This is a genomic window from Bradyrhizobium nitroreducens (assembly GCF_002776695.1).
Taxonomy (GTDB): Bacteria; Pseudomonadota; Alphaproteobacteria; order Rhizobiales; family Xanthobacteraceae; genus Bradyrhizobium; species Bradyrhizobium nitroreducens.
Genome location: NZ_LFJC01000003.1, coordinates 448,813 through 470,857 on the forward strand (window position 1 = coordinate 448,813; position 22,045 = coordinate 470,857).

Annotated in this window: 20 protein-coding genes; 8 read left to right on the top strand and 12 right to left on the bottom strand. The window is 65.9% G+C overall.

What is annotated here, in order from left to right; all coding sequences use genetic code 11:
* Window positions 1-53 precede the first annotated feature (53 nt).
* The gene (locus TSA1_RS02270) at window positions 54-485 is read left to right on the top strand and encodes a hypothetical protein (protein ID WP_100174916.1); all 432 of its coding nucleotides are present in this window, start codon (window positions 54-56) and stop codon (window positions 483-485) included.
* Between the two features lie 126 nt (window positions 486-611).
* On the opposite strand, the gene TSA1_RS02275 is transcribed toward TSA1_RS02270, so the two are convergent.
* Window positions 612-1,391, bottom strand: coding sequence for a DUF2865 domain-containing protein (locus TSA1_RS02275; protein WP_174718708.1), 780 nt, complete (start codon window positions 1,389-1,391; stop codon window positions 612-614).
* Window positions 1,392-1,688: 297 nt separating this feature from the next.
* Window positions 1,689-2,252: an orotate phosphoribosyltransferase gene (gene pyrE, locus TSA1_RS02280; protein WP_100174917.1), complete on the bottom strand. Its 564-nt coding sequence runs from the start codon at window positions 2,250-2,252 to the stop codon at window positions 1,689-1,691.
* Window positions 2,253-2,453: 201 nt separating this feature from the next.
* Between pyrE and TSA1_RS02285 the strand changes: the two genes are divergently transcribed.
* Window positions 2,454-3,080 carry a glutathione S-transferase family protein gene (locus tag TSA1_RS02285; RefSeq protein WP_100174918.1) on the top strand — a complete coding sequence of 209 codons (627 nt, stop codon included), beginning with the start codon at window positions 2,454-2,456 and terminating at the stop codon, window positions 3,078-3,080.
* Window positions 3,081-3,253: 173 nt separating this feature from the next.
* On the opposite strand, the gene TSA1_RS02290 is transcribed toward TSA1_RS02285, so the two are convergent.
* The 3 genes from TSA1_RS02290 to TSA1_RS02300 form a co-directional block, all read right to left on the bottom strand.
* The gene (locus TSA1_RS02290; RefSeq protein ID WP_100174919.1) at window positions 3,254-3,889 is read right to left on the bottom strand and encodes a LysE family translocator; all 636 of its coding nucleotides are present in this window, start codon (window positions 3,887-3,889) and stop codon (window positions 3,254-3,256) included.
* A gap of 235 nt (window positions 3,890-4,124) precedes the next feature.
* On the bottom strand, window positions 4,125-7,181 hold the full coding sequence (gene polA, locus TSA1_RS02295; RefSeq protein ID WP_100174920.1) for a DNA polymerase I: 3,057 nt from the start codon (window positions 7,179-7,181) through the stop codon (window positions 4,125-4,127).
* 217 nt (window positions 7,182-7,398) lie between these two features.
* Window positions 7,399-8,466, bottom strand: coding sequence for an acyltransferase family protein (locus TSA1_RS02300; protein ID WP_100174921.1), 1,068 nt, complete (start codon window positions 8,464-8,466; stop codon window positions 7,399-7,401).
* Window positions 8,467-8,666: 200 nt separating this feature from the next.
* On the opposite strand from TSA1_RS02300, the gene TSA1_RS02305 reads away from it, so the two are divergent.
* The 4 genes from TSA1_RS02305 to TSA1_RS02320 all read left to right on the top strand — a co-directional run bounded on the left by TSA1_RS02305 (window position 8,667) and on the right by TSA1_RS02320 (window position 14,967).
* Window positions 8,667-9,983: a UDP-glucose dehydrogenase family protein gene (locus TSA1_RS02305; RefSeq protein ID WP_100174922.1), complete on the top strand. Its 1,317-nt coding sequence runs from the start codon at window positions 8,667-8,669 to the stop codon at window positions 9,981-9,983.
* A gap of 176 nt (window positions 9,984-10,159) precedes the next feature.
* Window positions 10,160-12,634, top strand: a complete 2,475-nt coding sequence (gene hrpB / locus TSA1_RS02310) for an ATP-dependent helicase HrpB (RefSeq protein ID WP_174718709.1) — start codon at window positions 10,160-10,162, stop codon at window positions 12,632-12,634.
* 128 nt (window positions 12,635-12,762) lie between these two features.
* On the top strand, window positions 12,763-13,275 hold the full coding sequence (locus TSA1_RS02315; RefSeq protein WP_100174923.1) for a TIGR02281 family clan AA aspartic protease: 513 nt from the start codon (window positions 12,763-12,765) through the stop codon (window positions 13,273-13,275).
* 192 nt (window positions 13,276-13,467) lie between these two features.
* The gene (locus TSA1_RS02320; protein WP_100174924.1) at window positions 13,468-14,967 is read left to right on the top strand and encodes a phosphomannomutase/phosphoglucomutase; all 1,500 of its coding nucleotides are present in this window, start codon (window positions 13,468-13,470) and stop codon (window positions 14,965-14,967) included.
* A 14-nt stretch (window positions 14,968-14,981) separates the two neighbouring features.
* On the opposite strand, the gene TSA1_RS02325 is transcribed toward TSA1_RS02320, so the two are convergent.
* The 3 genes from TSA1_RS02325 to TSA1_RS02335 all read right to left on the bottom strand — a co-directional run bounded on the left by TSA1_RS02325 (window position 14,982) and on the right by TSA1_RS02335 (window position 16,438).
* Entirely contained in the window at window positions 14,982-15,821 is an 840-nt protein-coding gene (locus TSA1_RS02325; protein ID WP_100174925.1) for a sterol desaturase family protein, read from the bottom strand.
* A gap of 9 nt (window positions 15,822-15,830) precedes the next feature.
* Window positions 15,831-16,142, bottom strand: a complete 312-nt coding sequence (locus TSA1_RS02330) for a cysteine rich repeat-containing protein (protein WP_347338498.1) — start codon at window positions 16,140-16,142, stop codon at window positions 15,831-15,833.
* A 74-nt stretch (window positions 16,143-16,216) separates the two neighbouring features.
* Complete coding sequence (locus tag TSA1_RS02335) at window positions 16,217-16,438, bottom strand: hypothetical protein (protein ID WP_100180929.1); 222 nt, start codon at window positions 16,436-16,438, stop codon at window positions 16,217-16,219.
* 182 nt (window positions 16,439-16,620) lie between these two features.
* Here TSA1_RS02335 and TSA1_RS02340 point away from each other — a divergent pair, with 182 nt between their 5' ends.
* Together TSA1_RS02340 and TSA1_RS02345 are read left to right on the top strand one after the other, a co-directional pair.
* Window positions 16,621-17,343, top strand: a complete 723-nt coding sequence (locus TSA1_RS02340; RefSeq protein WP_100174926.1) for a response regulator — start codon at window positions 16,621-16,623, stop codon at window positions 17,341-17,343.
* Window positions 17,343-18,692, top strand: coding sequence for a sensor histidine kinase (locus TSA1_RS02345; RefSeq protein WP_100174927.1), 1,350 nt, complete (start codon window positions 17,343-17,345; stop codon window positions 18,690-18,692). The genes TSA1_RS02340 and TSA1_RS02345 overlap by 1 nt, the downstream gene beginning before the upstream one ends.
* 179 nt (window positions 18,693-18,871) lie before the next feature.
* On the opposite strand, the gene TSA1_RS02355 is transcribed toward TSA1_RS02345, so the two are convergent.
* The 4 genes from TSA1_RS02355 to TSA1_RS02370 all read right to left on the bottom strand — a co-directional run bounded on the left by TSA1_RS02355 (window position 18,872) and on the right by TSA1_RS02370 (window position 21,786).
* Window positions 18,872-19,381, bottom strand: a complete 510-nt coding sequence (locus TSA1_RS02355; RefSeq protein WP_100174929.1) for an Lrp/AsnC family transcriptional regulator — start codon at window positions 19,379-19,381, stop codon at window positions 18,872-18,874.
* Window positions 19,382-19,451: 70 nt separating this feature from the next.
* Complete coding sequence (locus tag TSA1_RS02360; RefSeq protein ID WP_174718710.1) at window positions 19,452-20,402, bottom strand: sugar kinase; 951 nt, start codon at window positions 20,400-20,402, stop codon at window positions 19,452-19,454.
* 10 nt (window positions 20,403-20,412) lie between these two features.
* Complete coding sequence (nudC, locus tag TSA1_RS02365; RefSeq protein ID WP_100174930.1) at window positions 20,413-21,357, bottom strand: NAD(+) diphosphatase; 945 nt, start codon at window positions 21,355-21,357, stop codon at window positions 20,413-20,415.
* Between the two features lie 9 nt (window positions 21,358-21,366).
* Entirely contained in the window at window positions 21,367-21,786 is a 420-nt protein-coding gene (locus tag TSA1_RS02370) for an HIT domain-containing protein (RefSeq protein WP_100174931.1), read from the bottom strand.
* Between the last annotated feature and the right edge of the window lie 259 nt (window positions 21,787-22,045).

A 22,045-nucleotide genomic window follows, 5' to 3' on the forward strand; every position in this document is an offset into this window, starting at 1 on the left:
TCGGCGCGTTGCCGACACAATATCTAGCGTCTGTCAGACTTTGCGAGGACTAGATGTCCACCATCGCCTTCGATCAATTTGCCCTCACCCGGATCGCCGATTTCGCGCGCTCGCTGTCGCGGCTGCATCAGGCGGCGCGGCGCCAGCGGATCGACGACGACCAGTTCGACCGCGAGTTCAACGCGGTGTGCCAGTCGATCTGGGGCTACACCATCGACGACGTCAGCGACGAACTGTTCTCGACCGAGGATCATCTTTTCCTGGACACGCTGGACGAAGCGCAGGCGCGTATCTTCGCGGCGGAGCAGGGCTACGACCTCGTCGGCGATCAGGGCATGCTGACGGACTGGTGGGGGTTCTGCTGGATGATTTTGGCGGAGAAGCGCGGATTGCTGACGGCGGAAAACCGCGCGGCCGCGCGCGCGGCGATCGAGGAGAAATATCTGGCGGCGCCGAACGTGATCGGGGTGATCATCGGGAGGTGACGGCGCGCTCGCCGTCATTCCGGGGCATCGCGCAGCGATGAACCCGGAATCTCGAGATTCTCAGGTGCGCAATTGCGCACCATAGTTCGATGCTGTCGCATCGTCCCGGAATGACAATCCTTGCTACTACTCCAACCCAGCCCGCTTCGCCGATTTCTGCGCCGTCGTCTTCGGCACCGTCACATTGGGCAGCGTCTCACGCACGATCTCCGCGGCGGGCGCATCCGCCGACACCGTCTCGGCGCGCACCGGGGCCACCTTCATCTCGCCGAGGCGGGCGCGGACCTGGGCGGTGAGGCCGGGATAGGAGGCGACCGGGGTGAAGTCGGCAGCCTGGTCGTTGCCGACGCGAATGCCGGTATAGGCGACGAGGCCGTCGGTGGTGGCAATGACATCGCCGGCTTTCAGCGAGGAGTCCAGCGCGAGATCGACCGGGGCAAGGCCGACCGGCTCGCGGCCGTTGCAGGTGCAGTCCGAACGCAGCGCCTTGCGATAGGCGAAGGCGTTCTCGCTGTCGGCATAGCGCTCGCCGGTCTGCGACGCCGCACCGTCGATCGAGGAGCCGAAATAGACCTTGGTCGCGCTGGCGGGACAGAACGCCTGACACATCTGCGCCGGCGAGGCGAGGCCGCGCATCAGCGGGAAATATTTGCCGTCGCAGCTGCGCACGCAGAAGGCAGGTCCGGAGCCGCCGGCGGCAGCCGAGCGGGTTGGCGGCACATATGGCTGGGTTGCGGCATTCTGCTGGCCGGTGAAGGGATCGGCGTAGGAGTTCGCCTGCTGCGGCACCTCGCGCTGCGGCCGCTGCTGTTGCATGCCGCCGAAGAAGAAGTCGAACAGGCCTTCGGCCGAAACCGGGGCGGGAGCCGCAAGCAGCGGTGCTGCAAGCGCGGCGGCTACAAGCATCGCGCGACGCCGCCGGCGCGCATGGGACAGGACTGTACGCAACGCTCACTCCACCCGACGCTACTGAACCGGCCGGGATCCCCAAGGGAACTCAGCACATGATTCACCATAACGTGGGATGGTAAATGAGCGGTTGAGGAGGGAGCCGGTCTCGTGCCCCGGACGCTGCGCAGCGCTCCTTCAGCGGTGCGCTGCAGAGCCGGGGCCCATGCGGATCGGAAAACAAGACTGGGTCCCGGTTCAGCGGCGCATCGCCGGGGGCGCTGCGCCGCGCCCGGGACACGGGAGCGAGAATCGCTACCCCTTCAAGAATTCCGAGGCCTTGTACAGCGAGCGGAACGGCAGGCCGGCCGCGCCGAACGTGTCGGTGGCGCCTTCCTCGCGGTCGACCATGGTCAGCACCAGCACCACTTCGGCGCCGGTCTCGCGCACGGATTCCACCGCCTTCATCGCCGAGCCACCCGTCGTGGTGACGTCCTCGACGATCACGACGCGCTTGCCGGCCAGCGTCTCGCCCTTGGGCAGGCCTTCGATCGCGAGCTTGGCGCCGTGCTCCTTCGGCTTCTTGCGCACGAAGAACGCCGCGATCGGATGGCCCTTGATCCATGAGATCTGCGCCAGCGCGCCGGCGAGCGGCACCGCGCCCATCTCGAGCCCGCCGATGAAATCGAGATTGTCGTCCTTCAGCGTCTCATAGGTCAGTTCGGCGAGCAGCGTCGCCCCCTCGGGGTCGAGCATGGTCGGCTTGAGGTTGAAGTAGAAATCGCTCTTGCGGCCCGACGCGAGCGTCACCTCGCCGCGGCCGAAGGAGCGCCGGCGGATGATTTCGAACAGGCGGGCGCGGGAGGCAGATTTCGACACAGCGGTCCCTCGAACAACGTTTTTAAAGAAGGCGGAATTTATCCGCGACAGCAGCGACATTCCAGAGGGGGCGTCCCTCGTCAACAGGGATCGGCCATCCCCGGCCGCCGGTTGTGGGGGCGCGACCTTCTGGAGTAGGTGAGAGCCCGGATCGGGCCGACGCCTCCTCCGGGAGGAAACGGGCATGGGAAGGAAGCGAAAATGACCATCGAGCTGCACACCTGGAACACGCCGAACGGCCGCAAGATCTCGGTCGCGCTGGAGGAGATGGGGCTGCCCTACAAGGTGTTCCCGGTGAACATCACCAAGGGCGAGCAGATGGCCGAGGGATTCCTGAAGCTCTCCCCGAACAACAAGATCCCGGCAATCGTCGACCCCGACGGCCCGGACGGCAAGCCCGTCAGCATCTTCGAATCCGGCGCGATCCTGCTCTATCTCGGTGAAAAGACCGGCAAATTCCTGCCGAAATCGCTGGGCGCGCGCGTCCCGGTCTACGAATGGCTGATGTGGCAGATGGGCGGCTTCGGCCCGATGCCCGGCCAGGTGCACCATTTCATCGCGCTCGAAAACGAGCAGGACCGTGCCTACGGCCTGAAGCGTTACATGGCCGAGACGCGCCGGCTCTACGGCGTGTTGGACCGCCGCCTCGCCGACCACGACTTCGTCGCCGGCGACCTCTCGATTGCCGATTTTGCCATCCTGGGCTGGGCCTGGCGCCATCCTCGCCACAAGGTTGATCTGGCCGATTTTCCCAACGTCAAGCGCTGGTACGAGGCCCTGATGGCCCGCCCGGCGGTGAAGCGGGGCATGGAGGCGAAGCTGGATTGATGGGAAGCTCCTACCCTCCCCTGGAGGGGGAGGGTCGATCGCGCGCAGCGCGAGCGGGGTGGGGTGATCTCTCAACGCGGGCAGTGTTCGGCGGGGAGGGACTCTCACCCCACCCCGTCGCTGCGCTCAATGCGAGCCGACCCTCCCCCTCCAGGGGAGGGTGAAGAAATATCTCACACCTTCTTCGCTTCCACCGCCATCCGCACGGCAAGCCCGGCCAGCACCGTGCCCATCAGCCAGCGCTGCACCAGCATCCAGCTCGGCCGGTTCGCCAGGAACAGCGCGATCGATCCGGCGGCCAGCGCGATCATCGCGTTGACGCTGACGCTGATCGCGATCTGGATCGCGCCCAGCACGACTGACTGCGTCAGCACGCTGCCGGCGGCGGGATCGATGAACTGCGGCAGCAGCGCAAGATACAGCATCGCGATCTTCGGATTGAGCAGATTGGTGACAAAGCCCATCGCGAACAATTTGCGCGGGCTGTCGATCGCGAGCTGCTTTACCTGGAATGGCGAGCGTCCGCCCGGCTTCACCGCCTGCCAGGCGAGCCACAGCAGATAGCCGGCGCCGGCAAAGCGCAGCGCGTCATAGGCAAAGGGAACAGCGAGCAGCAGCGCGGTGATGCCGAACGCCGCGCACAGCATGTAGAACACGAAGCCGAGCGCGACGCCGCCGAGCGAGACGATGCCGGCAGCCGGTCCTTGCGTGATCGAGCGCGAGATCAAATAGATCATGTTCGGCCCCGGCGTCAGCACGAGACCGAGGCAGACGAGGGCAAAGCCGAGCAGGGCGGATGTGTGGGGCATGGGTGAACCGGGGTGGAAGACGGTACGGTTCTAATATGCAAGGCCGCACTGGGCCATCGTGCAATTGCTCGGAGGACAATTCGGTCCCCGCAGACCACTTCAGTGTCGTCCCCGCGAACGCGGGGGACCCATACCCCCAGGGAGAAGTTTGACACGGCATGGTCATGGGCAATCTTCGCCCCACGCGATCCTGTGGCTATGGGTCCCTGCGTTCGCAGGCTGAGTATGTGGCGCGCTAATGCGCCTCGTCCCAATTATTCGCAGCACGCGCATCGACATGCAGCGGCACCGAGAGGTTCACGGCCGGGAACGGCGCGTCCTGCATCACGTGCTGCACGACCGGCAGCGTCGCCTCGACTTCGGCGTCCGGCACCTCGAAGATCAACTCGTCATGCACCTGGAGCAGCATCTGCGCCGAGAGTTTCTTTGCCGCGAGCGCGTCCTCCACCCGCGTCATGGCGCGGCGGATGATGTCGGCGGCGGTGCCTTGCAGCCGCGCGTTGATCGCGGCGCGCTCGTTGAAGGCGCGCACCGAGGCGTTGGAGGCCTTGATGTCGGGATAGTGCATCTTGCGGCCGAACAGCGTGGTGACGTAGCCGTGGCTGCGGCAGAAATCGCGCGTCTCGTCCATGTAGGCGCGGATGCCGGGGAAACGCTCGAAATATTTCTTGATGTAGGCTGAGGCTTCCTCGCGGGCGATGCCGAGCTGATTGGCGAGCCCGAACGCGGAGATGCCGTAGATGATGCCAAAATTGATTGCTTTCGCGCGGCGGCGGATCTCGCTCGGCATGCCCTTGATCGGCACGCCGAACATCTCCGACGCCGTCATGGCGTGAATGTCGAGGCCGTCGCGGAACGCCTGCTTCAGCACGGGAATGTCGGCGATCTCCGCCAGCAGACGCAGCTCGATCTGCGAATAATCGGCGGAGACGAGCTTGTGCCCGGGCGTTGCGATGAAGGCGCGGCGGATCTTGCGGCCGTCCTCGGTACGAACAGGGATGTTCTGCAGGTTCGGCTCGTTCGACGACAGCCGCCCCGTCGTGGTCGCGGCCAGCGCGTAGGTCGTGTGCACGCGATGGGTCTGCGGGTTGACGTAAGTCGGCAGCGCGTCAGTGTAGGTCGATTTCAGCTTCGAGACCTGGCGCCACTCCAGAATCTTCTTCGGGAGATCGTGGCCCTGCTCGGCGAGATCGTCGAGTACCTGTGCGGTGGTTGACCATGCGCCGGTCTTGGTCTTGGTGCCGCCGGACAGTCCCATCTTGCCGAACAGGATGTCGCCGATCTGCTTGGGGCTGCCGACGTTGACCGGCTCGCCCGCGATCTCCTGGATCTCGGCCTCGACCCGCGCCGCGGTCTGGGCGAAGTCGCCGGAGAGACGCGACAGCACCTGGCGGTCGATCGAGATGCCGCGCCGTTCCATCCGTGCCAGCACGGAGACCAGCGGCCGCTCCAGCGTCTCGTAGACCGTCGTCATGTGCTCGGCGACGAGGCGCGGCTTCAGCACGCGCCAGACCCGCAAGGCGACGTCGGCGCCTTCGGCCGACAGCGCCGCGGCCTTGTCGATCGGCACCTGGTCGAAGGTGATCTTGCCCTTGCCGCTGCCGAGCAATTCGCTCTCCTTCAGCATGGCATGGCCGAACCAGCGCTCGGCGAGCGAGTCGAGTTCATTCGAACCTCGTCCGGCATCGAGCACGTAGGAGATCAGCTTGGCATCGTCGATGTTGCGCAAGGTGATGCCGTGCTGCGCCAGCATCACGGCGGCGAATTTCACGTCGAAGCCGATCTTGAGAATGCCCGGTGATTCCAGCACCGGCCGCAGTGCTTCAATCGCATCCTCATGCTTGACCTGGTCCGGAGCGAGGCCGGCGTCGAACAGGCCGGCGCCGCCGCCGGACTGCTTGTGCGCCAGCGGCACATAGCAGGCCTCGTTCGGCGCCAGCGCCAGTGCGATGCCGCAGAAATCGGCCTGCATCGGATCGATGGAGTTGGCCTTGAGCTCGATCGCGACATGACCGGCGTCGTGAATGCGCGCGATGAAGCCGTTGAGCTCCTTGAGCGTCTTGATCGCCTGATACTTGGTTCGGTCGACCGGAAGCTTGCGCAGGGCCTCCTCGCGCGCGGTGGCCAGCGAGATCGGCGCGCCTTTCAGGCTGGCGCCCTTGTCGCCCTTGTCACCGCCCGTTGCGGTGGCCGCAGGAGCGGTGAAGAGATCGCCCGAGGCCTCGGATGATCTTGCTTTCGCCGCATCGCCGCCAGCCCTGGCGCCGCTGCTGTTGCTCGCATCGGCATCGACATTGGCCGGATCGATCTGCGAACAATCGGCGACGCGGCGCGTCAGCGTCGTGAACTCCATCGCCTTCAGGAAGGCGATCAGCTTGCGCGCGTCGGGCTCGTGGACCGCGAGGTCGTCGAGCGGCACGTCCAGCTTCACATTGTCGTCGAGCAACACGAGTTGTCGCGAGATCCGCGCCTTCTCCGCGTTCTCGATCAGCGCCGCCCGCCGCTTCGGCTGCTTGATCTCGGTGGCGCGGAACAGCAATTGCTCGAGATCGCCATATTCGACGATCAGCTGCGCCGCCGTTTTGATGCCGATGCCGGGCACGCCGGGCACGTTGTCGGTGGAATCGCCGGCGAGGGCCTGCACTTCGACGACCTTCTCCGGCGGCACGCCGAACTTCTCGATCACCTCGGGGACGCCGATGCGGCGGTCCTTCATGGTGTCGTACATCATGACTTTGTCGTTCACGAGCTGCATCAGATCCTTGTCGGAGGACACGATGGTCGTGGTGGCGCCGCGTTCGCTGGCCTGCCGCGCATAGGTCGCGATCAAATCGTCGGCCTCGAAGCCGCCCTGTTCCAGGCAGGGCAGGTCGAAGGCGCGCACGGCTTCGCGGATCAGCGCGAATTGCGGAATGAGATCGTCAGGCGCGGGCGGGCGGTGCGCCTTGTATTCGGGGTAGATCTTGTTGCGGAAGGTGACTTCCGACTTGTCGAACACGATGGCGAGGTGGGTCGGCCGGTTGTCGGCGGGCATGTCGCGGAGCAGCTTCCACAGCATGTTGCAGAAACCGAGCACGGCATTGACCTGCAGACCGTCGGACTTGCGGTTGAGCGGTGGCAGCGCGTGATAGGCGCGGAAGATGTAGCCGGAACCGTCGACCAGGAAGATGTGGTCGCCCTTGCCCGCCGCCTTCGCCGCGACCGGTTTGGCAGCAGCTGGCGCTGCGGGCTTTGTCTCGGCGGCGGCCTTGGTGTCAGCTTTGGCGGAGGTCTTTGGGGAGCTTTTGGGCATGGCCGCAATGTATGAATTTTTGCGGGCTTTGACAGCCTTGGAAGGGTGATTTTTGGCTTGCGGATGCCGCTATCCCCCGCTGTCATTCGCCACATACCCCACTGTCATTCCCCGCGAAAGCGGGGAATCCAGTACGCCGCGGCCTATCGATCAACAACGATCGTCTCTGGAATACCGGGTCGCCCGGTCGAGCCGGGCGACGACACCGAGAATGGCGCTACTCCGCCGCCTGCAACACCGGCCCCGCCTTCTTCGGCGCAATCCAGAACGCCTCTGGCCGCTCGAACAGGAAATTGCCGCCGAGCCGGAGCGCCACCCGCCAGATCGCGAGCGCGCCGAGCACGCCGGCGACGGTGACGATCAGCGACACCGTCCCGATATCAGGAATGATGCCGGTGCGCAGCAGCAGCGTGCGGGTCGCCGCCATAGGCAGGAAGAAGGCGAGATAGATCACGATCGAATGCTCGCCGCAGAAGCGCAAGAAGTTCATCCACTGGGCGCGTGCGAGCAGCGTGCCCATCGTGATGATCGCGCAGGCGCCGGCAAAGCCGAGCACGAGCGAGACGAGCTTCCATTCGCTGGCCCCCAGCACGACGAGGCCGGCATTGACCAGCGCCCAGGTCGCCAGTGCTGCGAGCGCAAGCGCCGGGTGCTTCCGCGCACGGTCCGACAGCGCGAACACGTAAGGCGCGAACAGATAGCCTGAATAGAAATAGACGAAGCGCGCGCAGAACTCGTCGATGACGGTCCAGCCGGTCGAGATGCGGGCCGTCTCCAGCGCGGCGGCGACGAGCCAGACCGCGAGCGGCGGCATCTTGCGTGTCAGTTTTGTGACGACGAAGAAGATCGGCAGGAGATAGATGAACCACAGCGTGCCGAACGGTTCGATGAAGGATTCCAGATACAGGAAGCCAACATGGTGCCAGCCCGTCTCAGCCGCGAAAGCCGGCGCCTTGAAGGCGAACTGGATCGTCACCCAGACGACATAAAAATAGGCGAAATGCACGACCTTGCGGTCGAGATAGGTCCGCCAGTCCCGGTCGATCACCAGCGGCAGGAACAGGCCGGAGATCAGGAAGAAATCCGGCATCCGGAACGGCTTTGCGAAGGCCACGGCAACATGCATGAAACCGGTCTCGCCGGCGGCGAGCTCGACCCCGAGCACCGAATGCATCATCACGACCATGATGATGCAGATGCCCTTGGCGTAGTCGACCCAGTCGACACGCGCGGCGGAAGAGGCCTCGGTGCCTCCGCTCCCTGCGATTGTGCCTGATGGTGCCATGGTGTCCCTTTTCGAGGCGTGTTCCGGCCGTCCTGTTCGGGTGTGGGGCAGTGTGGGGCCTCCACGGTTTCCGACTTCTTTACCGGTTCAATTCCCGTGCCGCTTTTTTGCATGCGGACTGTTCCTTCCGCTCGGGAAAATGCTAAACCGCCCGGCGTCGGGGTTTCGTTTCGTTAACCAATTCAAGACAGGGACTTTTCATGCGCATCGCGATGATCGGCACGGGCTATGTGGGACTGGTGTCCGGCGCCTGCTTTGCCGATTTCGGTCACGACGTCACCTGCGTCGACAAGGACGAGAAGAAGATCGCGGCGCTCCACCGCGGCGAGATCCCGATCTATGAGCCCGGCCTCGACGAGCTGGTCGCGACCAACGTCAAGGCCAAGCGGCTCGACTTCACCACGGACCTGTCGAAGCCGGTCGCGGATGCCGATGCCGTCTTCATCGCGGTCGGCACGCCGTCGCGCCGCGGCGACGGTCACGCCGATCTCTCCTATGTCTACGCCGCGGCGAAGGAGATCGCGCAGTCGCTGTCCGGCTTCACCGTCGTGGTGACGAAGTCGACCGTGCCTGTCGGCACCGGCGACGAGGTCGAGCGCATCATTCGCGAGACCAATCCGAACGCCGATGTCGTGGTCGCCTCGAACCCCGAGTTCCTGCGCGAGGGCGCCGCGATCCGCGACTTCAAGTTTCCCGATCGCGTCGTGGTCGGCACCTCCGACGAGCGCGGCCGCAAGGTGATGGGCGACATCTACCGCCCGCTGTCGCTGAACCAGGCGCCGCTGATGTTCACCGCGCGCCGCACCGCGGAGATGATCAAATACGCCGCGAACGCGTTCCTTGCGACCAAGATCACCTTCATCAACGAGATCGCCGATCTCTCCGAGAAGGCCGGCGCCAACGTGCAGGAGGTCGCGCGCGGCATTGGCCTCGACAACCGCATCGGCACCAAGTTCCTGCATGCCGGTCCCGGCTTCGGCGGCTCGTGCTTCCCGAAGGACACCAAGGCGCTGATCAAGATCGCGCAGGATTACGACGTCTCCTTGCGCATCGTCGAATCCGTGCTGGCGGTGAACGAGAACCGCAAGCGCGCGATGGCGCGCAAGGTGAGCCAGGCGCTCGGCGGCAATCTGCGCGGCAAGACTATCGCGGTGCTCGGCCTCACCTTCAAGCCCGACACCGACGACATGCGCGATGCGCCGTCGATCCCGCTGGTGACGGGCCTGATCGATATGGGCGCCAAGGTCAAGGCGTACGATCCCGTCGGCATGGAGCAGGCCAAGGGCGAGCTGCCGAGCATCACCTATTGCGAGGATGCCTATTCCTGCGCGCAAGGCGCCGATGCACTCGTCATCGTCACCGAATGGGTGCAGTTCCGCGCGCTCGATCTCGACCGGCTCAAGAGCGTCATGGCGCAGCCCGTCGTCGTCGACCTCCGCAACATCTACCGCCCCGAGGAGATGGAAGCCGCCGGCTTCACCTACGACAGCATCGGCCGTCCGCCGGTGCAGGGCTGAGGGCAGGCTGGTTATTCGCGACGGCCCTTGTGGCCCTGTCATTCCGGGGCGCGCATAGCGCGAACCCGGAATCTCGAGATTCCGGGTCTGGTCCTTCGGACCACCCCGGAATGACGGAGCCAGAGGTAAGACGTGAATGCCCCGCAGAAGGCCGGGCATGACGAACGGATAGACTTTTGCCCCGCAGCTTCGACACGCCCCTCCCCATCGATGCCGTGCTCGACGAGCTCTCGCGCACGCTGGAGGCGCACAATGCCGCCGTGCTGGTGGCGCCGCCCGGGGCCGGCAAGACCACGCGCGTGCCGCTGGCTCTGCTCGATGCGCCCTGGGCCAGGGACAAGAAGATCATCGTGCTGGAGCCGCGGCGCATCGCGGCGAGGGCCAGCGCCGACCGCATGGCCAAATCGCTCGGCGAGCGCGCCGGCGACACCGTCGGCTATCGCGTCCGCTTCGGCTCGAAGGTCTCGCGCGCGACCCGCATCGAGGTGGTGACGGAGGGCATCTTCACCCGCCAGATCCTCGACGATCCCGAACTCTCGGGCGTTGCCGCCATCCTGTTCGACGAATTCCACGAGCGCTCGCTCGACGCCGACATGGGCCTCGCGCTGGCCCGCGACGCGCAGACCGGCCTGCGCGAAGATTTGCGCATCCTCGTGATGTCGGCGACGCTCGATGGCGCGCGTGTCGGAAAACTGCTCGGCGATGCGCCCGTCGTCGAGAGCGAGGGACGCGCCTTTCCGGTCGAGACCCGCTATCTCGGCCGCAAGGCGGATGCGCCGATCGAGCGGCAGATGGCGGATGCGATCGCCTCCGCGCTGCGGGCCGACAGCGGCTCCGTGCTGGCGTTCCTGCCGGGCGCCGCCGAAATCCGCCGCACCCAGAACTTCCTCTCCGAGCGCGTGCAGGATGCTTCGATCGAGATCGTGCCGCTGTTCGGCGCGCTCGATGCCGCCGTGCAGGACCGCGCCATTTCGCCGGCGCCCAGGGGCATGCGCAAGGTGGTGCTGGCGACCTCGATCGCGGAGACCTCGCTGACGATCGAAGGCGTGCGCATCGTGGTCGATTCCGGGCTTGCCCGTGTGCCGCGCTATGAGCCCGATATCGGCCTCACGCGGCTCGAGACCGTGCGCGCCGCGCGCGCGGCGGTGGACCAGCGCCGCGGCCGCGCCGGCCGTACCGAGCCCGGGGTCTGCTACCGGCTCTGGGACGAGCCGCAGACGGCCTCGCTCGCGCCCTACACCCAGCCGGAAATCCTGAGTGCCGACCTGTCTTCGCTGGTGCTCGATCTCGCGCAATGGGGCGTCAGCGATCCCGCCGCGCTGTCGTTCCTCGATCCGCCGCCGGGGCCCGCGTGGAAAGAGGCCAAGAGCCTGCTCGTGGAGCTCAACGCGCTCGATGGCGACGGCCGCATCACCGCCGAAGGCAAGAGCCTGCGCGCGCTGGCGCTGCCGCCGCGGCTGGCGCGCATGATCGTGGATTCGCATCGCGCCGGCGAGGGCGAAGCCGCCGCCGAGATCGCCGCCATCATCACCGAGCGCGGGCTTGGCGGTGACAGCGTCGATCTCGAGCACCGGCGCGACCAGTTCCGCCGTGATCGCTCGCCGCGCGCTGCCAGCGCGCGCGACCTCGCGCGGCGCTGGGCCTCGCAGGTTGCGGCCTCGGAGAAGGCTGGACCGCAGGAGGATCTCTCGACCGGCCTGATGCTGGCCTATGCCTTCCCGGACCGGGTTGCCCGCAATCGCGGCAATGGCAGTTTTGTCCTTGCCAATGGCCGCGGCGCCGCCGTCGAGCAGACCTCCTCGCTCGCCCGCGCGCCCTACATCGCGATCGGCGAAATGACGGGAACGGCGGCGAGCGGACGAATCCTGCTCGCTGCGCAGATCTCCGAGGGCGAGATCGAACGGCATTTCGCCGAGCATATCGCTACCGCCGACGAGATCTCGTTCGATCGCGGCGCCATGGCGCTGCGCGCGCGGCGCAAGCGTGTGCTGCATGCGATCACGCTGTCCGAGGCGACGATGGCCGTGTCTCCCTCGGAGGACACCGCGCGCATCTTCGCGGATGGATTGATCGCCGCGGGCCTCGACCGGCTGCCCTGGTCGAAGGCCGCCAAGCAATGGCGCGACCGCGTGATGTTCCTGCGCAAGGCCGAAGGAGATAGCTGGCCGGATCTTACCGACGACGGATTGATCGCGCGGCGCGACGATTGGCTGGTGCCGGCGCTCTACGACAAGATCGCGCTGAAGGACATTTCGCCCGGCGATCTCTCCGATGCATTGATGGCGCTGCTGCCGTGGGAGATGCGCGCGCGGCTCGATCGCGAGGCACCGACGCATTTCGAGGCGCCGACGGGAAGCGTGCTCGCGATCGACTACGAGGCCGAGCAGGGGCCGACCATCGCAGTGCGGCTGCAGGAATTGTTCGGCCTCAACACCCATCCCTCGATTGCGGCCGGCAAGGTGCCGCTGGTGCTGGAACTGCTGTCGCCGGCGCAGCGCCCGGTGCAGGTGACGCGCGATCTCCCCGGCTTCTGGCGCGGCAGCTACGCCGCCGTGCGCTCCGACCTGCGCGGCCACTATCCCCGTCATCCCTGGCCGGACGATCCGGCGAGCGCGGTGCCGACAAGGCGGGCGAAGCCGCGCGGGACGTGAGAAACGCGGCGGCGCATTAACCGTCCGCTCATCCTTTTCGTCAAAATGACACGGGCGCCGGCGTAGCTCCGCTCGCGGTCAGCCTTGTCGCGTGGTGAAATCGGGCTTTCCGGCTCGGAAGTGGTGTAATGCGTAACATTATGATCTTCGCGGCCGTCCTGATCGGCCTCGGCACTTTCATGGCGCAGCTGGCCGACAAGATGAGTTCGGCCTCCGCAACCTCGGCGCCGCGGACCACTGTCGCCGTTGCCGCGACCGCGCCGGCCGGCGGCCGCAGCCTCGCCATTTCCCGCGACGGTCGCGGTCATTTCCAGACTGAGGGCCGGATCGACGGCCAGCGCATCGGCTTCATGGTCGACACCGGCGCCTCCGTGGTTGCGCTCAATGAGACCTCGGCCGCCCGCTTTGGCCTGCGTCCCTCGCGCAGCGCGTACAATGCCACCGTCTCCACCGCCAACGGCACCATCAAGGCCGCGCGCACCCGCATCGCCATGCTCGACGTCGGCGGTCTCATCGTGCGCGACGTCGACGCCATGGTGCTGCCCGACGAGGCGCTGTCGGAGAACCTGCTCGGCCTCTCCTTCCTGTCGCGCCTGAAGCGCTTCGAATATTCCAACGGCCAGATGGTGCTGGAGCAATAGGCGAAAGCCTGTGGCGATCGGGCGCCGTCCATTTCAAACGTGATTTCTTTGCTTCCACCGCCCCGGCGGTAACGTTTCTTCGTTACCAAACTGCCGCAATTATCGGCCATAAGCCCTCATTCCCGCCTTCCGCTGCGGCCCGGCATTCGCTAAGGCTGCCTCAATTCCTGCTCTTTTCACGAGATCGTCTCAATGTTCCCGAAGCCGAAATCCGTCCTGCTGCCCAACACCTACGCCTTCGAATCCGAGCCGATGGTGAAACCGACGGGCTTTCGCGAGTACGACGCGCGCTGGTTGTTCCAGAAGGAAATCAACCTGATGGGCGTGCAGGCACTCGGCATGGGTCTTGGCGCGCTGATCGCCGAGCTCGGCGTCAAACAGGAGATCGTCACCGGCCACGACTTCCGCGGCTATTCGGCCTCGATCAAATACGCGCTGATTTCCGGCCTGATGGCGGCGGGCTGCAAGGTCCACGACATCGGGCTTGCGGTGACGCCGATGGCCTATTTCGCGCAGTTCGATCTCGACGTGCCCGCCGTTGCGATGGTCACCGCCTCGCACAACGACAACGGCTGGACCGGCGTCAAGATGGGCGCCAACCGTCCGTTGACCTTCGGCCCCGACGAGATGACGCGGCTGAAGGAGATCGTGCTCAATGCCGAGTTCAAGAACGAGGCCGGCGGCTCCTACCAGTTCCACGAGAATTATCCGGCGCGCTACATTGCCGATCTCACCAATCGTCCGAAGCTGAAGCGCAAGCTCAAGGTCATCGCCGCCTGCGGCAACGGCACCGCCGGCGCGTTCGCGCCGCAGGTGCTGGAGGCGATCGGCTGCGAGGTCATCCCGCTCGACACCGAGCTCGACCACACCTTCCCGAAATACAATCCGAACCCCGAAGACATGGAGATGCTGCACGCGATCCGCGACGCGGTACTGCATCACAAGGCCGATGTCGGCCTCGGCTTCGACGGCGACGGCGACCGCTGCGGCGTCGTCGACAATACCGGCGAGGAGATCTTCGCCGACAAGGTCGGCGTGATGCTGGCGCGCGACATGTCGGCGATCCACAAGGACGCGCATTTCATCGTCGACGTGAAGTCGACCGGCCTGTTCATCACCGATCCCGTGCTGCAGAAGCAAGGCGCGAAGACCGCCTATTGGAAGACCGGCCATTCCTACATGAAGCGCCGCACCCACGAGACCGGCGCGCTCGCGGGCTTCGAGAAATCCGGCCATTTCTTCTTCAACAAGCCTTATGGGCGCGGCTATGACGACGGACTCGTCTCGGCGCTCGCGATCTGCGACATGCTCGACCGCGCCCCCGGCAAGTCGATGGCTGACCTGAAGGATGCGCTGCCGAAAACCTGGTCGTCGCCGACCATGTCGCCGCATTGCGCCGACGAGACCAAGTACGGCGTCATCGAGCAGGTGGTGAAGCACTTCGAAGGCTTGCAGGCCAAGGGCGCCAAGATCGGAGGACAGGCGATCCGCGATCTCGTCACCGTCAATGGCGTGCGCGTCACGGTCGAGGACGGCAGCTGGGGCCTGGTGCGCGCCTCCTCCAACAAGCCCGAGCTCGTCGTCGTGGTCGAGAGCCCGGTCTCCGAGCAGCGCATGCACGACATGTTCGAGATGGTGAACAGCGTGCTGCGGACGCATCCGGAAGTCGGCGAGTACAATCAGAAGATCTGAGCGCCTGCGCGCGCTCAGCCTTCGGGCGGTCCGAACAGGGCGCGCAGCTTCGCGCCCGCGCCCCGCGCCTTCCATGCGTCGCCCAGCATCGCGATCCATTCGCCCAGCGCGATGCGGATCGGATTGAAGGACGGCGTGCCTCCGACCAGGCCGAAGCGGAGCGGCTGGTCGCTGGGCTGTTCGGCAAAGGTGCCGAACAGCCGGTCGAACACGATCAGGATGCCGCCATAGTTCTTGTCGAGGCACGGCGTGTTGCAGGCGTGATGCACGCGATGATGGCTCGGCGTGTTGAGCACCCATTCGAGCACGCCGAGCTTCGGCGCGAACTCGCTGTGGATGAAGAACTGGTACAGCAGATTGATCCCCAGCATTGCGACGATCGCGAGCGGGTGAAAGCCGATCAGCGCCAGCGGCAGGAAGAACAGGAAATTGCCCGAGATGTTGCCGGTCCAGCCGAGCCGGATCGCCGCCGTCAGGTTCAGCCGCGTGGTCGAGTGATGCACCGCATGCGTCGCCCACATCCAGCGAATGCGATGCGAGGCGCGATGCTGCCAGTAATAGAGAAGCTCGCTGCCCAGGAATAATCCCGCGAGCGCAGGCAGGCTGGTCTGTTCGAAGTCGAACAGCCGGTGCTCGTACAGGAAGGCGAACGGTACGGCGAGAATTCCGGCTTCGACCGCGCGGAGCAAATTCTGCCCCAGCGCGACACCGAACGACGCGACGCTCTCGCGCCAGTCGTGGGTGTCCTGATGTGCGAGCCGCCCGATGCCGTATTCGAGTAGCATCAGGCCGATCGCGGTGAACAGGATCACGCGACGGAGCGTCGGGTCGAGCAGGATGGACGCGTAACCCATGGCGGCCTCCTACTTCGGCGCGACGCCGGCGCTGGCGGCTCCGTCCCTCAGCGCCTGCGCGCGAGGCAGAGCTTGCGCGCAGGTCGAGGTGAGCTGGCCGGCATGAGTTTGCAGGCAGGCCAGGATGCGTCCTCCACCCGGCGTAACGCCGCTACAAAGGCGGTCATAGTCGGCACGGCAAGCCTGCATGACCGCCCGTGCTTCGCTGCGCATCTGCGGCGTGATCTGCGTTTGCAACTGGCTCTGGGCAGACGCGGAGGTCGAGGCGACGAGGGCGACGATGGCCGCAGTTTGCGGCAGGAAGCGGAAAATCGGTGGCACGATGCTGATCCTTTCTGATCTGGTGAGGCGGGTCGTCGCCGCGCAGGGCGAACGCGGCGACGACGTCGAGGAGCTCAGCGCGAGACAGTCCCGGTCCGGGTGTAGGTGTTGCCGGCCGGACCCGTGCGGGTGACGTTGCGCGAGCAGCTTCCGTTGGCGCAGCCTCCCGTCACGTTGACGCTGGAGGTGCCGCGCGGCCCGTTCGCCGTCGCCGACCGGGTCCAGGCATTGGCATCGGCCGCCGCGGCAACCGAGAGGCCGCCGATGACGAGGGAGGTAAGGAAGAACTTGGTCATGCTTGTCGTCTCCTTCTGGGGACTGCCGTAAGCGGCAGCCATGAGGGGAGACTGGTCGGGCCGCGTCTGCGACGCATTGCCGGGACGAAACGATTGTTATGGCTTTGTCAGCCCGATGTAACACTTTGTAACAAGATCGCCGCCGCCCTTGCGCGGCGGGCGCGGTCGTCCACAATGCGGCGATGAACACGCAAGCGGCCACGATTCTCATGGTGGAGGACGATCCCGAGATCAGCCGCCTCGTCGCCGACTTCATGCGGCGCGAGGGCTTCGAGGTCGCTTGCGTCGCCGACGGCAAGGCGATGGATCAGATGCTCCAGCGCCTACGACCCGACCTCGTCATCCTCGATTTGATGTTGCCGGGTGAGGACGGGTTGTCGATCTGCCGCCGCCTGCGCGCCGATGATTCCGTCCCGATCCTGATGCTCACGGCCAAGAGCGACGAAATCGACCGCGTGGTCGGCCTCGAGATGGGTGCCGACGACTACCTTGCAAAGCCGTTTGGTCCACGCGAACTGCTCGCGCGGGTGCGCGCCATCCTTCGCCGCGCCAATGGCACGCCTGCAAAGCCTCTGGTCCGGCGTTTCGCATTCGACCGCTTCGTGATTGATCTCGACTCCCGCAGCGTGGAGACGCCCGAGGCCGAGACGGCTGCGCCGCAGCTGACGAGCGCGGAATTCGACCTGCTCGGCTGCTTCGTGCAACGCCCGCGCCGAGTGCTCACGCGCGACCAGATCCTCGACTGGACCCGTGGCCGTTCGGCCGAGCCGTTCGACCGCACCGTGGACATGCTGATCTCGCGGCTGCGTCGCAAGCTCGACGCCGCAAGCCCGGGCTCCAACCTGATCACGACGGTGCGCAATGGCGGCTATCTGTTCACCGCGCCCGTCAGGCAGGTGTCGTGATGCTGCGCGTGACGCTCGCCGCACGGCTGGCGCTGATCGGGCTGGTCGGATTTTCGGTGGTCGTCACCGTCATCCTGGCGATCTTCTACCGGACGACGGTGCATGAGAACGAGCTGACGCGGCCATCGCCGGCGCGGCTTGATGCGCTTGCAACGCTGCTCGAGCGCACCGCCGGCGATTCCCGGCAGACGGTTCTCGATGCGGTGTCGTCGCCGCAATTCGTGGCGCGGATTGTGCCCTCAGGCACACCGGTCGCCGGTGAGACGCCCGCGCAGCAGGCGCAGTTGCGCGAGACCTATGCGGCGGGCCTTGCGGGCCGCGCCGTGGAAATCGTGGCGCCGCCGGACCATCGCGCCAGCCGCTGGTTTCCCCGTATAGCGCGGCTGATGGCCAACGCGATCGAATTCCGCATCGGCCTGCGCAGCGGAGAGATGCTGATCGTCGATGCCTATACCCGCCTGCCGGTCACCCCGTTCGGCCTGCCGGTCGGCTTCGGCGCGGGCCTGTTCGGCTCGATCGTGGCGTTGCTGGCATTGCTGGTCATGCAGCGCGAGACGCGGCCGCTGGCTCAGCTCGCCGCGGCGGTCGATCGCGTCGATTTGTCGGCTGATCCGCCGACGCTGCCGGACGCCCGCCGCAGCGCGCCGGAAATTCGCGCCGTCATCGCCGCGTTCAACCGCTTGCAGGGACGGCTCGCCGAGATGCTGCGCGCGCGCATGACGCTGGTCGGCGGCATTGCCCATGATGTCAGGACCTTCGCGACGCGGCTGCGGTTGCGGGTCGAGCACATCCCTGACGATGCCGAACGCCAGCGGGCGGTTGTCGATATCGACGACATGATCCGGCTGCTCGACGATGCGCTGCTATCGACGCGTGCCGGCGCCGGCGGCCTGTCACAGGAGATGATCGAGCTTGCTGCGCTGATTGCCGTCGAGGTGCACGACCGGCGCGTTCAGGGCAAGCCGGTCGAGCTGGTGACGGACGACCGCGCCCGAAATGCGGTCGTGCTCGGCGACCGGCTGGCGCTGCGGCGTATCCTCGCCAACATCATCGACAACGCGCTCGCTTACGGCCATGCCGCGCATGTGCGCACGGCCCTGAAGGATGGTGCCATGGTCGTGTCGATCGACGACGAAGGGCCGGGCATTCCCGCCGATCAACGCCAGACCGTGCTGGAGCCGTTCCATCGGCTGGAGAAGTCACGCAATCGCGCCACCGGTGGCGCCGGCCTCGGTCTCGCAGTGGTGCGCAATCTGGTCGAGGCCCATGGCGGCACGATCGAGATTGCCGCGGCCTCCGGCGGAGGTACGCGTGTCAATGTCACGCTGCCGGTGTTTCAACCAGGCTAGATCGGCATATTGAATCGATCGGCCGCGGGCCGGAAAACCTCTCCCGCTTGCGGGGGAGGTCGGCGCGGAGCGCCGGGTGGGGGCTCTCTCCGCATAAGGACTGTCCCATTGAGGAGGCACCCTCTCCCCAACCCTCTCCCGCAAGCGGGAACGCACCACCATCGTGGCAGGCAGGAACCTTAAGCCGCCACCACCGCCGGGATCGGCAGCGTGGTGACCGACTTGATCTTCTCCATCGCAAAGCGCGAGGTGACGTTCTTCAGCGGCACGGCGCTGATCAGCTTCTTGTAAAACACGTCATAGGCTTGCATGTCCGCGACGACGACGCGCAGCATGTAATCGACGTCGCCGGCCATGCGATAGAATTCCATCACCTCGGGCATGGCACTGACGGCCTCGGCGAATTTCTTCAGCCAGGCGTCGGAATGGTCGGAGCTTTCGACCGACACGAACACGGAGATGCCGAGCCCGATCTTGTTCTGGTCGACGAGGGCAACCCGCTTGATGATCACGCCGTCGGCCTCCAGGCGCTGGATGCGCTTCCAGCAGGGGGTCGAGGACAGGCCGACACGGTCGCCGATCTCGGCGACTGATAGCGAGGCATCCTCCTGGAGTACCATCAGAATCTTGCGGTCGATGGCATCGAGGCGGCGGCTGGTCTCGGGAGGCTGGACAGCGAGGTCAGTCATTTGAAGAACTTTGTTCCATTTCAGGGCGGTCTATCCCTGATATAGAGAAAATATTTCTATATCAAGTCCATTATCTCGGCGACCTGCTGGCCTCCGCCAGCTGCGCCGCCTGCAAAAGCTCTTCAACTTCAAGGCGTTGCGGGGCGGCCTGGCCACCGCCATGGCGGGTGCATTTCAGCGCTGCGGCGGCCGCGGCGAATCGCAGCGCCTCCCTGACCCCCTCGCCCTCGGCCAGGCGAAGCGTGAAGGCGCCATGGAAAACGTCGCCGGCACCGAGCGTATCGACCGCCTGGACCGGGAAGGCCGCGGTCTCCTCCAGCTCGCCCGCCTCGTTCAGCCAGATCGTGCCGTCCGGGCCGCGGGTGGCCGCGAGGAAGGCCGGCGTCAGCCTAGCCAGACGCTTCAACGCCTCGCCGTCTTCGGTGATGCCGGCCGTCTCCTGAACCTGCTCGCTGGAGAACAGCAGATGCGAGGCCGCTGTGAGCAGGCCGTCCTGCAAGGACATCGCGCGGTCGACGCCGACGATGACGGGAATGCCGCGCCGGCGCGCCTCGGTGCAGAGGGATATCGCGAACGCCGCGCAGCGGCTTTCGACGAGGACGGCCTGACAACCGTCGAGCAGCCTGTCGGCATCTGGCAGCTCGACCGTCCAGAGAGCCGGATCGCGATAGATGGTCAGCGTCCGCTCGCCCGAGGGCTCGATCATGATCGCGGACACCGGCGTGGTTACGTCAGGCATGCGCACGATGTGCATGGTGTCGATGCCCTCCTGCGCCATCTGCGCGAGAATGAAGCCGCTCGACGTCTCGCGCGCATCGCCCATGGGCCCCGCGAATGCGACGCGGCCGCCGAGCCGTGCGATCGCGATGGCGGCATTGAGCGCGTTGCCGCCGCAGATCTCGGCGAGATGGGTCGCATTGGCCTTGCTGCCGCGCGCGGGAACGGCGTCGACCCGGAAGGTGAGGTCGCGCGCGGGAATGCCGATGCAGAGGATGCGTGGCGCAGTCCCGGATGGCACCATCGACGCTCGCTTATGCGCCGCTCTTGTCGTGGACCCAGCGGCCGAGCAGGTGATGGGCGATGGCGAAGGGATGCGGGCCGGCGAGCCCGTCCGGATGCGTCCGTGTCAGCATCAGGGCGGCCTCCTCGCGCGTGAACCAGCGCGCGTCTTCCAGCTCCATGCGGTCGACCACGATCTCCTCGCTGACGGCCCGCGCGCTGCAGCCGATCATCAGCGACGACGGATAGGGCCAGGGCTGGGTCATGTAATACTGCACGTCGGTGCAGCGAATGCCCGATTCTTCCAGGATCTCCCGGCGCACCGCATCCTCGATGGTCTCGGCGGCCTCGACGAAACCGGCGAGGCACGAATACATGCCGGGCGGGAACTGCTTCTGGCGGCCGAGCAGGCACTTGTCGCCCGATGCCACCAGCATGATCACGACCGGATCGGTGCGCGGAAAATGCTCCGCCTTGCAGGAAGGGCAGTCGCGCTTCCAGCCGCCTTCCTTCATCGCGCTGCGCGCGCCGCAATTGGCGCAATAGCCGTGGCGCTGGTGCCAGCTCACCATCGACTTCGCCATTGCGATCGCCGAGAGCTCGTCGGGCGGGATCGCACCTTGCATTGCCATGCCGCGCAATTCGGTGACGGTGTAGTCCTCGCGACCCACCAGCTTCTCGGCGGCGGCCTGCGACAGGCCCATGCCGAACATCGCCGCGCCGCCGCGAAGCCCGAGGAAGATCGTGCCGGGATTGGCGCCGCACTTCAGCGCCTCGTCGATCGAGAGCAGCGCGCGCGTCTTGTCGCCCTCACGCTTGACCAGCAGCGAGTCGCGGTAGACGACATAAGCGCGCGAGGTTGGCTTCTGCTCCATCGCGAACAGCTTCTCGTCGTCACGGCGCAGATGCGCGGCGCGATCGAGGGTGTTGGTGACGAAGGCCGGCTGTCCCAGCGGAAAGGCGTCGAATGCTGACATTATGTTCTTTCAACCCAACCAGATCTTGCGGCGAAGCGCGCTGATGAAATTCTGAACCTCTGCGGCGTCGTGCGCCAAAGGCGGCATCACGCCCCAGACCGGCCGCGGCCAGGCCGCGTCACTGGTGCGGCGCGCGATGATGTGGACGTGAAGCTGCGGCACGAGATTGCCGAGCGCCGCGATATTGAGCTTGTCGCATCTGGTGATCTCCTTCAGCGCGCGCGAGACGCGGGAGATCTCGGTCATCAGCTGCGCCTGCTGCACCTCGTCGAGATCGATGATCTCGACCGCATCGGGGCGCCGCGGCACCAGCAGCAGCCAGGGATAATGCGCGTCCTTGATGACCAGCACCTTCGACAGCGGCAGATCGCCGATGTCGATGGTGTCCTCTTTCAGGCGGGAGTGCAGCGACCAGGCGGGATCAGACATATGCGTTTCCGGATGGCCCGATGGGGTCGGGCGTGTTGGAGTGACCATACGATACCGAGTCGGCGAGGGGAAGGATGGGGCTCCGCTGCTTCTGCATACACGCTCGTCATCCCGGACAAGCGCGCCCAAAGCGCGCGCCGATCCGGGATCCATAACCACAGGAAACGGCTATAGCGCGAGCTGGTAACTCCGAATCTTCGCCAAACTCAATCCTGTGGTTACGGATCCCGGGTCTGCGCTAACGCTTGCCTGGGACGAC

What these genes read in the sequence shown, in the direction of transcription:
- TSA1_RS02270 (WP_100174916.1), top strand. Translation starts at nt 54, where the DNA reads ATGTCCACCATCGCCTTCGATCAATTTGCCCTCACCCGGATCGCCGAT.
- TSA1_RS02275 (WP_174718708.1), bottom strand. Translation starts at nt 1,391, where the DNA reads ATGCTTGTAGCCGCCGCGCTTGCAGCACCGCTGCTTGCGGCTCCCGCC.
- TSA1_RS02285 (WP_100174918.1), top strand. Translation starts at nt 2,454, where the DNA reads ATGACCATCGAGCTGCACACCTGGAACACGCCGAACGGCCGCAAGATC.
- TSA1_RS02290 (WP_100174919.1), bottom strand. Translation starts at nt 3,889, where the DNA reads ATGCCCCACACATCCGCCCTGCTCGGCTTTGCCCTCGTCTGCCTCGGT.
- polA (WP_100174920.1), bottom strand. Translation starts at nt 7,181, where the DNA reads ATGCCCAAAAGCTCCCCAAAGACCTCCGCCAAAGCTGACACCAAGGCC.
- TSA1_RS02300 (WP_100174921.1), bottom strand. Translation starts at nt 8,466, where the DNA reads ATGGCACCATCAGGCACAATCGCAGGGAGCGGAGGCACCGAGGCCTCT.
- TSA1_RS02305 (WP_100174922.1), top strand. Translation starts at nt 8,667, where the DNA reads ATGCGCATCGCGATGATCGGCACGGGCTATGTGGGACTGGTGTCCGGC.
- TSA1_RS02315 (WP_100174923.1), top strand. Translation starts at nt 12,763, where the DNA reads ATGCGTAACATTATGATCTTCGCGGCCGTCCTGATCGGCCTCGGCACT.
- TSA1_RS02320 (WP_100174924.1), top strand. Translation starts at nt 13,468, where the DNA reads ATGTTCCCGAAGCCGAAATCCGTCCTGCTGCCCAACACCTACGCCTTC.
- TSA1_RS02325 (WP_100174925.1), bottom strand. Translation starts at nt 15,821, where the DNA reads ATGGGTTACGCGTCCATCCTGCTCGACCCGACGCTCCGTCGCGTGATC.
- TSA1_RS02335 (WP_100180929.1), bottom strand. Translation starts at nt 16,438, where the DNA reads ATGACCAAGTTCTTCCTTACCTCCCTCGTCATCGGCGGCCTCTCGGTT.
- TSA1_RS02340 (WP_100174926.1), top strand. Translation starts at nt 16,621, where the DNA reads ATGAACACGCAAGCGGCCACGATTCTCATGGTGGAGGACGATCCCGAG.
- TSA1_RS02345 (WP_100174927.1), top strand. Translation starts at nt 17,343, where the DNA reads ATGCTGCGCGTGACGCTCGCCGCACGGCTGGCGCTGATCGGGCTGGTC.
- TSA1_RS02355 (WP_100174929.1), bottom strand. Translation starts at nt 19,381, where the DNA reads ATGACTGACCTCGCTGTCCAGCCTCCCGAGACCAGCCGCCGCCTCGAT.
- TSA1_RS02360 (WP_174718710.1), bottom strand. Translation starts at nt 20,402, where the DNA reads ATGGTGCCATCCGGGACTGCGCCACGCATCCTCTGCATCGGCATTCCC.
- nudC (WP_100174930.1), bottom strand. Translation starts at nt 21,357, where the DNA reads ATGTCAGCATTCGACGCCTTTCCGCTGGGACAGCCGGCCTTCGTCACC.
- TSA1_RS02370 (WP_100174931.1), bottom strand. Translation starts at nt 21,786, where the DNA reads ATGTCTGATCCCGCCTGGTCGCTGCACTCCCGCCTGAAAGAGGACACC.